General features: G+C 34.0%; 15 protein-coding genes. 5 read left to right on the top strand and 10 right to left on the bottom strand.

Annotated features, from left to right (window positions below):
- Positions 1-216 (top strand): IS3 family transposase (locus LDM92_RS08580; protein ID WP_223902660.1); only part of this gene is annotated, 216 nt, incomplete at its 5' end.
- 581 nt (positions 217-797) lie between these two features.
- On the opposite strand, the gene LDM92_RS09905 is transcribed toward LDM92_RS08580, so the two are convergent.
- The gene (locus LDM92_RS09905; RefSeq protein WP_366125402.1) at positions 798-860 is read right to left on the bottom strand and encodes a putative holin-like toxin; all 63 of its coding nucleotides are present in this window, start codon (positions 858-860) and stop codon (positions 798-800) included.
- Between the two features lie 634 nt (positions 861-1494).
- On the opposite strand from LDM92_RS09905, the gene lepB reads away from it, so the two are divergent.
- Positions 1495-2151 (top strand): signal peptidase I, encoded by a 657-nt coding sequence (gene lepB, locus LDM92_RS08570; RefSeq protein ID WP_223902878.1) that lies wholly within the window; start codon positions 1495-1497, stop codon positions 2149-2151.
- Positions 2152-2199: 48 nt separating this feature from the next.
- Here the strand turns inward: lepB and LDM92_RS08565 are convergent, their stop codons facing one another.
- The 5 genes from LDM92_RS08565 to LDM92_RS08545 all read right to left on the bottom strand — a co-directional run bounded on the left by LDM92_RS08565 (position 2200) and on the right by LDM92_RS08545 (position 5622).
- On the bottom strand, positions 2200-2985 hold the full coding sequence (locus LDM92_RS08565) for a hypothetical protein (RefSeq protein WP_223902877.1): 786 nt from the start codon (positions 2983-2985) through the stop codon (positions 2200-2202).
- A gap of 10 nt (positions 2986-2995) precedes the next feature.
- Positions 2996-3520 carry a hypothetical protein gene (locus tag LDM92_RS08560; RefSeq protein ID WP_223902876.1) on the bottom strand — a complete coding sequence of 175 codons (525 nt, stop codon included), beginning with the start codon at positions 3518-3520 and terminating at the stop codon, positions 2996-2998.
- Positions 3510-4145 carry an ATP-binding cassette domain-containing protein gene (locus tag LDM92_RS08555; RefSeq protein ID WP_223902875.1) on the bottom strand — a complete coding sequence of 212 codons (636 nt, stop codon included), beginning with the start codon at positions 4143-4145 and terminating at the stop codon, positions 3510-3512. The genes LDM92_RS08560 and LDM92_RS08555 overlap by 11 nt, the downstream gene beginning before the upstream one ends.
- Positions 4146-4155: 10 nt before the next feature.
- Complete coding sequence (locus tag LDM92_RS08550) at positions 4156-4860, bottom strand: hypothetical protein (protein ID WP_223902874.1); 705 nt, start codon at positions 4858-4860, stop codon at positions 4156-4158.
- A 159-nt stretch (positions 4861-5019) separates the two neighbouring features.
- Positions 5020-5622 carry a rhodopsin gene (locus LDM92_RS08545; protein WP_223902873.1) on the bottom strand — a complete coding sequence of 201 codons (603 nt, stop codon included), beginning with the start codon at positions 5620-5622 and terminating at the stop codon, positions 5020-5022.
- A gap of 364 nt (positions 5623-5986) precedes the next feature.
- On the opposite strand from LDM92_RS08545, the gene LDM92_RS08540 reads away from it, so the two are divergent.
- The 3 genes from LDM92_RS08540 to LDM92_RS08530 all read left to right on the top strand — a co-directional run bounded on the left by LDM92_RS08540 (position 5987) and on the right by LDM92_RS08530 (position 7101).
- Positions 5987-6424, top strand: a complete 438-nt coding sequence (locus LDM92_RS08540; protein ID WP_223902872.1) for a GNAT family N-acetyltransferase — start codon at positions 5987-5989, stop codon at positions 6422-6424.
- Positions 6425-6565: 141 nt separating this feature from the next.
- Positions 6566-6850, top strand: a complete 285-nt coding sequence (locus tag LDM92_RS08535) for a type II toxin-antitoxin system RelB/DinJ family antitoxin (RefSeq protein ID WP_199283082.1) — start codon at positions 6566-6568, stop codon at positions 6848-6850.
- Complete coding sequence (locus LDM92_RS08530; protein ID WP_223902871.1) at positions 6847-7101, top strand: Txe/YoeB family addiction module toxin; 255 nt, start codon at positions 6847-6849, stop codon at positions 7099-7101. The genes LDM92_RS08535 and LDM92_RS08530 overlap by 4 nt, the downstream gene beginning before the upstream one ends.
- A gap of 105 nt (positions 7102-7206) precedes the next feature.
- Here LDM92_RS08530 and LDM92_RS09855 read toward each other — a convergent pair whose 3' ends face one another.
- The 4 genes from LDM92_RS09855 to nagA all read right to left on the bottom strand — a co-directional run bounded on the left by LDM92_RS09855 (position 7207) and on the right by nagA (position 11603).
- The gene (locus tag LDM92_RS09855; protein WP_274383963.1) at positions 7207-7332 is read right to left on the bottom strand and encodes a hypothetical protein; all 126 of its coding nucleotides are present in this window, start codon (positions 7330-7332) and stop codon (positions 7207-7209) included.
- A gap of 284 nt (positions 7333-7616) precedes the next feature.
- Positions 7617-8582 (bottom strand): AEC family transporter, encoded by a 966-nt coding sequence (locus LDM92_RS08525; RefSeq protein WP_223902870.1) that lies wholly within the window; start codon positions 8580-8582, stop codon positions 7617-7619.
- A 6-nt stretch (positions 8583-8588) separates the two neighbouring features.
- Positions 8589-10232: a malolactic enzyme gene (locus LDM92_RS08520; protein WP_223902869.1), complete on the bottom strand. Its 1644-nt coding sequence runs from the start codon at positions 10230-10232 to the stop codon at positions 8589-8591.
- A 216-nt stretch (positions 10233-10448) separates the two neighbouring features.
- Positions 10449-11603: an N-acetylglucosamine-6-phosphate deacetylase gene (gene nagA / locus LDM92_RS08515; RefSeq protein WP_223902868.1), complete on the bottom strand. Its 1155-nt coding sequence runs from the start codon at positions 11601-11603 to the stop codon at positions 10449-10451.
- Between the last annotated feature and the right edge of the window lie 31 nt (positions 11604-11634).

Raw genomic sequence — 11634 nt, 5'->3', positions numbered from 1 at the left:
AGAGCTACATGTCATGATAATGCAGCTATGGAAAGTTTCTTTCACATTATGAAAGTTGAAATGAATTATTTTACACATCACTTTGATACTAAGAAACAATTGGTTAAGGCGATGAAAGAATGGATAAGTTATTACAATGAAGATAGAATTCGGCACAAACTAAAAGGCTTAACCCCGATTCAATATCGGAATCAAGCCTTAAGTAAAACGATATAAAACTAACGTCCAGTTTTAGGGGTTAGCTTCAGCTATTTTCCATGGGTGTGAGTATTTTATAATCATAGTTTTCCCGTCCAATATTTTTTAAATAGCATTTTGTTAGTCTAGTTCTTCACTTATAGTATGTATACTCATTTTTAAATTCAATATTGCTCTTAAGCTTGTCCAATAAGCCATGTGAAGAAATTTTTAGCTTAATTATTAAAACTCAGGCTTTTAAATTAATAAAAAACAAATATTAGATAACCAAAATAATAAGGTTTTAATCTTTAAAAGTCAATAAGATAATTTTATTTTCTTTTAATATTTATACTGAACAATTTCCCGTTAGCACGAATTTTTTCCTTAATCCTATTTTGTAACTGTAAAAAAAACGATTATAAATGGCAACTTTGCAATCCCTGACTCAGCCCATTGTGCAAAATTAATTCAGTCATGATATAATGTAATTGTAAAGAAAAGAGGCCTCGTCACTAACAAGACCTCTTTGAAAACAAGCAGCCGTTCTAAAGGCGGTTAGCTGAGTAAGAGATAAAGACCATCCCCAACTTGCTAAAGTATTATTGGGACGGTCTTTTTTATTTCTTGTGATTATTGATATAATCCAACAACACAATAATAAACGTGGCGAATGCCAACATTATTTGTAATGCCTGGTAAACGCTCATTGACTGCTTCTCTTTCTAAAAGATTTCGTGCCATAGGCACCATCTCCTTTCCGGATCAACAGCCAACCGCCCTCAAAACAATTTGCTTGAATTCTAAATTAATTATAACAAATACTGTTTGCATATTGAATAAAAGAAGAGCCAGATAATTAACTAAACGGCTTGGTGTAAATAACTCTCACTCACCTTAAAGAATCAACAGAATAGTTGGTTTCTTCCAGCCGATGAATTAAAAGTTAATAGTGAGTTGGCTTTAACGAAACCATTGTAAAGGCTTTTTACTCTGTTTAATAGATTTCAATTAAGGATTAACTTCCGATATTTAACGAAGTTAGTCCTTTTTGTTTTGTCCTGGTTTTTTTTGACTGAAAATTTTTTATAGCTATCCACTTGCTATTTACAATAAAAACAGAAATTAGCCTTATGATCTGATATAGATTCTGATCTCTAAACATAAAAAAGTACTTATCATCTAAATAGATTATTTGTTTAATTTTATGTTGGTTTTTAAATTATTTTGACTTTTAATTACTTATCTGCCTATAATTTATCTATCAATCACAGGCTGATTATATTATTACGTAATTTTATTTTTAAGGATTAACTTATGGCAAATAATCAAAATAACGAAAAAAATGAGAAAGCAAAGCAATTTTATGATTTTTTAAAATATACAATAGTCTTATTCGCGATTTTTATTTTAATTAATTTTTTACTGACAAAATATTTAATAGTCAAATGTTCCGTATCTGGTATCTCGATGCAACCAACTTTTGAAAATCAAGAAAGAGTTATAGCTAATCGCAATAGCAAATTGAAACGAAATGAAATTGTCATTTTAAAGGCTCCGGATGAACGTAATTCCTTTTATATAAAAAGAATTATAGGATTACCGGGTGAAACTGTTACTGGAAAAAATAATAAGATTTATGTTAATGGCAAAAAAATAAATCAAGACTATTTAAAACCAGGATTTAAGCTGACGGATAATGAAGATGGCTTTTATGGTACTAAATATTCTTATACTGCTGACTTTTCAATTCGTTCTTTAGCAAGAACAAAAGAATATAAAAGTATTTATTCCCCTTCTCAATTAAAAGAAATGAAAAGTACTAACAAAGTTCCCAAAGGCTCGTATTTTGTAATGGGAGATCATAGGAGCGTTTCAAAAGATAGTCGTTATATAGGAGCAATTCCTAGAAGTAAAATTGAAGGTGTTGTTAAATATCGCTATTGGCCACTTAACAGAATCAAAGCATATTAAAAAGGAATAAGTCCAAATTTAGGACTTATTCCTTTTTACTTTCACCCTTTATAACTCTGCTAATCGTTTTTCATCTAAATGAAACATAATCATGCAATAAAGTAATAATATTGCAGTCATAAACACCACCACATAGATGTTAGTAGTTCCAGGAAGTTCACGTAAGAAATCAGCCGGTGAATAACTTATGAAATATGGCAAATGGATAGTTGCATTCATTAATAATAAAACTATTTGCAAAACTGAACCTGTACACATGGCAGCAAACTTATTTTTAATCCACAAAGAAGTAACCATTGCAAATACAGCGAACAATCCTCCCCAAAGAGAAGAAAATATAATTGATAAAATAGCGTGGACAAATGGATGGGAATAATAAAGGGAGACAAACAGCATAGTAAAATTTCTAGCACCAATATTAATATTAAGTAAGTTATCGGGCTTAACATTAGGTAAAATCATAAACCAAGATAAGAAGTTAAACACCAAAGGAACAGCAATTACAATAAAGCCCGTCATAAATGCGATTTCTAGGTATCCTAACAAGATTTGTTTAATGGACTTCCCCATCTTTAATTTATAAAAATAGCCTTTGGTAAAATCTTCTTTTAATAAGGTACTGGCAGGTAAACTCGCTATTAAAGGTAACAAGATAAAAAATATAGTAGGAACAAAAGTAAATCCATCTATTGACATCCACATAGTATAAGGTGAGTTTGTCGCAGGAATATTTTTAGACACAGAAACAGCACATTGTACAACGCTAATACTTAACCCTATTGCCAATGCTAAAAATAACCATAATTTATTCAAACGTGACCACAAAAATTTCATTTTATTCTCCCTATTCTAGCAGAAGCGAATATTTGACATAGTGCTTCTTAGCTGGTACCAAGAAACTGAAACGTAATTTTTGATTACGCATGTCATATGAATAGCGCGGAATAGTAAAGTCCATTGTAAAAGGCTGCTTGCCATGTGCCAATGCTTTATAAGGATTAATACTGTGGTGACTTTTGTCATACAACTTTGCCGAGGGATTGCTTGTACCATAAGGATTATTTAGATACATATTTTCTATAAAATTAGGATTGTTCTTTCTCTCGCCATAGAATGGCTTGCCAGTTTGACGTATATTAAATTTGACTTTGGCTTGTACAGCGTCCTTACTTTTCTTAACTGCAGCTTCATGAATAATAAAGTTAACGTGATAGGCTTTTACCAATTCATTTTTGTGAAAAAGCTGTTCTTTAGTCACACCATACTGCTGAGGATGGGCGTTTACCTGGCGGTAGCGATAAAAGCCCACGCAGCCAACTACAATTATTATCACAATGAAGAAGCTCCATAATAATTTTTTATTTTTCATAATTTATTGTTCCTTCTTGTACATATAGCTTTTGCGTGGCGACTTTGTTTACAAATTCATGATCATGCGAAGCAATAATAAAGGTTGAACCTTTATGGTTATACCCATCAATCAATCTGATTAATTTACCAATACTTTCATGATCCAGCGCATTGGTGGGTTCATCCAGAACAATTAACGGATAGGCTCCAAGAAAAGCCTGTGCAATTCCTAATTTCTGCTTCATCCCCAGTGAAAATTTCTTAACTTTTTGTTTAGGGAACCTGGTTAAATCAAAGTATGCCAATAAATCATTAATCTGCTTTTCTTGAATATCCGGATCTAATTTTGCCAGCAAATCTAAGTTTTTATAAGCAGTAAATTCTTCTATTAAACTGGGATTTTCAATTAAAATTCCCGCTTTAATTGGATAAGGCTCTTGGACCTTCATCTTCTTACCATTAACTATGACTTCCCCACTGGTATTTATTAAGCCTAAAATTGCTTTTAAGATTAACGTTTTACCAGAACCATTTATTCCTTCTAAAACAGTGATACTGCCTTCTGGAATATCTGCACTAACATCATGCAATAGTGGCCGTCTTTTCACTACTTTTCCTACTTCATTTAATTCAATAAAACTCATTGTTTGCTCCTTACTCTACACTAAAGAAATGGTCAATAATCCTATAAACAATCACCATAATCAAAGTTGCCAGCAATAATAATAAAAAACCTGGGAAATTAAATCTCATAATTATCAAGCAATTCAAAGGATTTAATGGCCACTTTAAAAGAGATGTCATTATCAAAAGTGAAGCTGGAATAATCAGACCCAATGCCGAATTAAACTTTCCAATTGTACCTTGCAAAATAAGCGTGAAGTATATTCCTAAAAAATTGTTGATGAAAAGTAGTGGGATCGCCTGCCAGTCAGCTAAATTAAAAAAAGACAAAGAGGGCAATTTAAATAAAGCCGTAACAAGCAACATAACTAAAAGTGTAACAAACACATAGGCAAAAGCTATTACTCCCATTAGTAACATAGTGACAACAGTAAAATTTTTCGGTGGAATTTGTAATCCTCTTAGGTGCATAATGGTAGTTTGCCAGAGCAGTTTAAAGCTATTTAATACAATAAGCAGCGGTATTAAGAAATAGACCAGCCACAAAATAAAATTAAAAGATGCACCTTGACTGGTATCGGCAAAGAAGAGATTAAATATAGAAGTATTTGAACTGTTAATTAGCTGCGCACTGAGAAAAATAATTGAAAAGCAGATCAAACATAGCCAGCAAATAAAACGGGAGCGGATTATTTGCCATAAATATAGTAATTGATTCCAAAACAGACGTTTCATAAAGACCTTCTTTTTAAGAGTGAGGACAGCCGCAGCAATAAAGATAAATTAATTTAACTATTATACATAGCCAGTTTTGTTTCTTAATCTTAATTATCGTTTAATTCTATACATTCATAGTACCATTTTAGAATTATTAAAAATAGTAGAATTAGACTTTTAATAATCCGGTTCATTGTAACGGTCAGTAATTAAATAGACAATTAGCATTAATAGCGTTGTAGCTAATAACAGCAGAATATTGTTCTTATTGACACGCAGAAGCATTAAACTATTGAGCGGATTATATTTCCAAGTGGTATAAACAGTCATTATAAGCCAACTAAAAGGAATAATTATGCCCAGTGGAGCATTGAAGCGACCGATAGTGGTTTGAATTATCAACAACAGAAATATTCCTAAAAAGTTGATAATAAACAATACTAATAAAGCTGGTAATCCGTGAAATTGTAATAGCTTAAAATTTCTTAGCCAGGAATAATCAGTCACTAAAGCCATAATTCCTTCTGTTAGTACCACATAGATGATGGTGATTAATCCCATTAACCAAACGTTAACTGCAGCGAAACCTAAAGGAGAGTATCTGAGTCCTCGCAATTGCATTCCCCTTACTTGCCACAATTGTTTAAAACCGCTTAAGACTATTAATAGCGGTACTACAAAATAAACAAACCAAAAAACAGGCAAAATAACTTGGCGTGATTTAACAGCGTTAAAATCAACACCCATGAAAAAAATAGGAACTATAGCAGAATTCGGCATTAATTTCAACATCAGTATTACAAAGCTTATTAAGCCTAACCAAAAAAGAAAGCGCGATTTTATTAGTTGCCACAAAAATAAAAATTGGTCCCAAAATAAATTTACAAGAGATGCTTTTGAGTCTACCGCTTTAGAATGCAATTGTTCTCTCCTTATTTGTTTACACTCGCACTAGTCAAAAATGAAATAGCTTACGCCAATATTACCACTTGTATAGAATTATAAAAAACACTATTAAATTTGGCAGTACAACTTTAATAGTGCTTTTATTATATCTAGACATACAAAAGAGCTTCCTAATTATTATTGAGAGCGCTAAAATAACTTTAACTCATAAAGCAATAAATATAAGAAAGGAATTTTCATGATTAGAAAATGTGAAGTTGCTGACAGTCCAGCTATTCAAAAAATCAATCAAATTGAACTAGGTTATGATTATCCCGTAGAAAAAACGGCTGCCAACATTAAAAGGCTGCTAAATGATCCTGAACATCATTATCTCTGGGTCTTTGAAGATGATAATACCAAAAAAGTTGAAGGTTATTTGCATGCAGAAGTTTTTGAAGAAACCTATTTTGACCCCATGTTCAACGTTTTAGCTTTAGCCGTAGATTCTTCTGTGCAAAAGAAAGGCATTGGCAGTCAACTTATGTACACTTTGGAAAAACAGGCTAAAAATTTAGGCATGAAAGAAATTAGGTTAAATTCAGGAGAATCACGTTTAGGTGCTCATAAATTTTACGAAAAACTAGGCTATACCAGCAATAAAATGCAAAAAAGATTTGGTAAAACACTCAAATAATTTTATTTAAACTGTAATTGATTTTCGTTTTTTATAAATGTTTACTAACAATAATTTAGGTAGTACATTATATGTAAATTTAAAGCACTTAACTATACTTTATACATATAAAGTGCTAATATGCATATGAGGTGATCAATAATGCTAAGTCCAGAAAAAAGCAAAATTTCAATTTCAGTTAAAGTTAATTCAGAAGATAAAAACCGAGTTACAGAAATATTTAACGGCCTAGGCCTTAATCTTTCGACTGCCATTAATATATTTATAAAGAAAAGTATTGCTGAAGGTGGTTTACCGTTTGAAGTTAGGGATCCATTTTATAGTGAGGAAAATCAAGCTGAACTAAATCAGCGTTTCAAAAAGATTAACAATAATCAGGATATCCATTCACATCATCTTTTAAGTAGTGAGCAGAAGAAAGAATGACAGTAGAATTTTTAGATGAAGCTTGGAATGAATATGTTAATTGGCAAGCCGAAGACCGCAAGACTTTAAGAAGAATTAACCATTTAATTAAATCTATTCAGCGTGATGGACTAGACCAAGGCTTAGGCAAGCCGGAAAAATTAAAATATCAAATTGGTTGGTCAAGAAGAATAAATAATGTAGATAGATTAGTTTACACAGTTAAAAATGAGCGATTAATTATTATAGCTTGCAAAACTCACTATAATTAAAGCTAAAAATCCTCTTAGTTAGATTTCAATTTAACTAAGAGGATTTTTATATGTATAAATCTCTACATTCACAAAACTAGTAATTTCTTTAAATATACTATTCATCTAAAAGTCTGATAAATCTGTTGGTGCGGACGCCTTTCCTTTTTTTAAATTAGCAACAGATTCATCCATTGCTTTTAATCCCTTATCAGAAATATCTTTTGATTTGACTAATTCTTTATGTTCCATAACTAAGTACCCATTACTATATTCTTTTGCATAACATAATTATATTTTGATTTATGCAGTGCAACTAGTTTTTGCTATCCGTATAAGCAAAGTAATTGTTAACAACTTGCATAATAAATTTCTCCCTTTTCTATGGGATCCACTACGAAAAGAATATCATATTGAAATTAATAAAAGAAGAAATAACACAATAAAAATAAAAATTGCAAATATTATTTTTCCAACAAAAACCCGCCTTATCTACATGATCAAAGACGGATTTTTATAACATGAATTTTTATTAATTATATTAGCATTTGCGTGATTTCCAAAACCAATGGAACAACTATTACGAATAAAACTGTTGAAGTAGTCACAACGTTGGTAGCGTATTGCACATCCCCGTGCGATTCACCCACTAATATTGGCAAAACTGCCAAAGCAGGAGTAGCTGATTGCACAACTAAGGTTTGTTTAGCTAGACCTGTCAAGGATGGCAGCCAATTTGCACCAACAACAATTAAAATCATCATTAAAGCCGGTACTAAGATAAAGCGGCCAAGCAATGCCCAAATGGTATCGCGGTCAAGGTGGATTGACTTCAAACCGGCATCTGCCAATATAATACCAATATAGATCAGTGACATTGGTGTGACGATGCCGCCAACCATACTTAAAACAGACGTAATCCAACTAGGAATTGGTACTTCAACTAATAAGCAAATTAAGGCAATTAGAAAACCAACTAATGGTGCTGGCAACAATTTTTTCCAGTTGAATTTTTGTTGTTTTCCTTTTTGTTCAGTTGGGTCAACGCTAGAAATGAAGAAGACACCAATTGCCCAGGTAGAAACCGTATTTAACACATAATAAATTAAAAAGTACGGCATACTTTTTTGCCCAAACAGGGCAATATTTAACGGTAAACCAATAAAAATAGTATTGGCATTCGTAATGGCGTTAATAAAAGTACCTCGGCGGCCTTTGCGGATCCTCAGAAGCTTACATAATATCCATGCGAACAAATAACTTAAAGCAAAACAGATAATGGCATAGATCAGACCACCTGTTAAGCCAAATAATTTTTGCCTGTTTAAATATTTTAGGACGGAAACAAAAATTGAAGCTGGTAAAGCAATATTCATAATTAAATAGGAAATATTGCCTTTAAACTGATCGCCCAGTTTGCCACTGGTTCGCAACCAGTACCCTAAAGCAATTACAAGTAACAGTTCAACAACGCTAGTTAATGAAGTAATAAAGGCTTGCATTTATTCTCACTCCTGCTCATCTTTATATTCAGGCGCCCAGCGAAGCGCAGCCACTGCCTTGTCACCATCTTGAAAGTCATTTTGGTTGAGGTGATCGGCAATTGCCTTGTTAGCCACAGCTTTTGCTACAGTTTGAGAAAAGACATTTAGTTTTTCAACTGGTGGCAAAACTGCTGCGCCTGGTTTACTTGAATCAACAATGCCGCCAAGTGAGTGGGCCGCTACACTAATCATTTCATCACTTAAAATCTTAGCATTAACTGCCAGAGCGCCAAGACCAAGTCCCGGATAAACCAAAGCATTGTTGGCTTGACCAATTTCGTACTTGGTTCCTTCATATTCAACTGGATCGGCAGGAATACCGGTTGCTACCAAGGCTTTGCCTTTAGTCCAATGAATTAAATCTTCTGCTTTTGCTTCTGCTAATTGAGTTGGGTTTGATAATGGGAAAATAATTGGCCGGTCGGTATGGGTTGCCATTTCCGTCACAATATCCTGGGTGAAAGCGCCTGAACGAGTTGAAGTTCCCACTAAAATATCAGGATGAACTGCTTGTACAACACTCTTTAAATCTTTAAGCTGGTCAGCATTGCTGAATTCAGAACGTTTCCTGACAAATGGTTTCTGAGCAGGTGTTAGTTCAGGCGTATCTTCAAAAAGCAGACCTTGTTTGTCAACTAAGTAAAAGTGCTTGCGTGCTTCATCAGGTTGTAAACCTGCTTGCAGCATCTCGGCATATACCTGCTCAACGATTCCTGTACCAGCAGTTCCGGCACCAAAACAGACATACTTTTGGTCTGTTAATTTCTGACCACTAATCTTCAATGCTCCCAAGATACCGGCCAAAACAATGACACCGGTACCTTGAATATCATCATTAAAGGTTAAAATATGATTACGATACTGTTTTAAAATATTATCAGCATTATCTCGGCCAAAATCTTCAAAATGTAAATATAGTCCCGGAAATAATTTTTCTACAGTTTGCACAAAGCGATCAACAAATTGATAATATGGTTCACCATTTACGCGACGCTGATGGTTGCCTAAGTAGAGCGAATCATTAAGTAATTTGTCATTATTAGTGCCAACATCTAGCACTACTGGCAATACACACGCCGGGTCAACACCAGCTGCAGCAGTATAAACCATCAACTTGCCAACAGAAATGTCAACTCCCTGTGTACCCCAGTCACCAATTCCTAAAATTTCTTCACCGTCAGTAACCACTATTAGTTTTATATCACGGCCATCAGCCGCATTTTTCAAACTATCTTCGATTTGATCAGGTTCATTAATTGACAAAAATGCGGCATATTGCGAATTTACAAACAAATGACTGTAATTTTCGATAGTTTCAGCTATCGTCGGGTCATACACAATCGGCATAAATTCGGTAACATGCTCACTGAAGACCTTAAAAAACAGCACTCGATTAGTATTAAAAACAGTCATCAAAAAAATGCGCTTTTCCAAATTAGTTGATTTTTCCTGATACTGCAGGTAAACTTCCCGCGCCTGCTCTTCTAATGACTGCACCTTAGGAGGTAACATCCCTGCCAGCTGATACTTTTTTCGCTGCTCTTCTGTAAAAGCAGTACCTTTGTTTAAAAATGGGTCATTCAACCTATCTTGTCCTGTTTTAGCCATTTTTTCACTCTCCGTCTATTTAATTATTATTAGCACGTACTATATGATTAGACTATAACCAGCATGTAAAAAGTGCAATAAATTAAGCTTATATTAACATCATATAGTATATAATATGTGCTTAAATATAGTTTTTATTAAAAATTGTGCAAATAAAAAAACCAGTTCAAGTTAATGAATTGGCTTTTTATTCTATATAATAATTAATAAGCTGCTTTATGCCTGGTAACGTGACTCACCATTTAAATAAGTTTCACTTAAAGTCATGTCAGGGTTTAATACTAAGAAATCGGCATCTTTATCAGGTGCAATTGAACCACATTTATCGAGTACGTGCGCACTCTTAGCCGGAACATAAGAAGCCATCATAACAGCTTCTTCAGGAGTAGCAACGTTCCAGTCAACAACATTCTTGACCGCAGTCTTTAATTGCAAAATACTGCCGGCTAAATTATTGCCACCTTTCAAACGAGCCATGCCCTCTTTAACATAAACAGGCAATTCACCTAACATATAGTCACCGTCAGGCATCATGCCAGCTTCCATACAATCTGTGATTAAACAAATGTGTTCAGCACCTTTAAGCTGAACCAATGCCCGCACCATTTCTTTTTGAACATGGTGACCGTCACAGATCAACTCATCGGTAACATTATGCAGAGCCATCGCAGCGTTAGAAATTGATGTATCATGGTGTGAAGGATCAGGCATTCCGTTAAAAGTATGAGTAAACATCGTTGCACCAGCTTCAACACCGGCTTTAGCTTCTTCAAAGTCAGCACTCGAGTGGCCCAAAGAAACAATTACACCCTCTTTAACAGCAGCACGGATAAATTCCCGGGCACCTTTTCTCTCAGGCGCAAGAGATATTTTATTCAGCAGCCCTTTAGATTCTTCGCGCCACTCATTAAATTGATTAATATCAGGATCAAGCAAATATTTAGGGTTTTCTGCACCAGCATGTTCAGCGGTAAAGTATGGTCCTTCAAAATGCAACCCTTGAATTTTAGCACCAGTTTCTTCACCTTTATGGGCGCCAAACATCTGGCAAATTTTGCTTAATGTATCTGCACCGGCAGTATAAGTCGTTGGCAGCCAGCTGGTAACGCCAGACCGTAAAAAGCCTTCTGACAGGCGGTTGATTCCTGCCCAATCACTTTTCATCACGTCTTCTTTTAGTGAACCGTGCACATGTGTGTCAACCAGTCCTGGTGCAATCCATTTGCCTTTATAGTCTACTATTTTGCCTTCAGGTTTTTGATCTTCAGTATAGTAAAAGCCAAATTTGCCGTCATCTTGAACTTCTAAGTAACCACCTTGTTCTGTCACATTTTCAAGAAAGAATTTATCTGCATGAATATAATAAGTCATAATATTTTTGCCTTTCTTTTTAAAATAAAAC

The sequence above is a fragment of the Lactobacillus laiwuensis genome (assembly GCF_019972835.1).
In the GTDB taxonomy this organism is placed as follows: domain Bacteria; phylum Bacillota; class Bacilli; order Lactobacillales; family Lactobacillaceae; genus Lactobacillus; species Lactobacillus laiwuensis.
The sequence above is the reverse complement of the archived record's forward strand: the minus strand, read 5'-3'. Positions and strand labels throughout refer to the sequence as shown.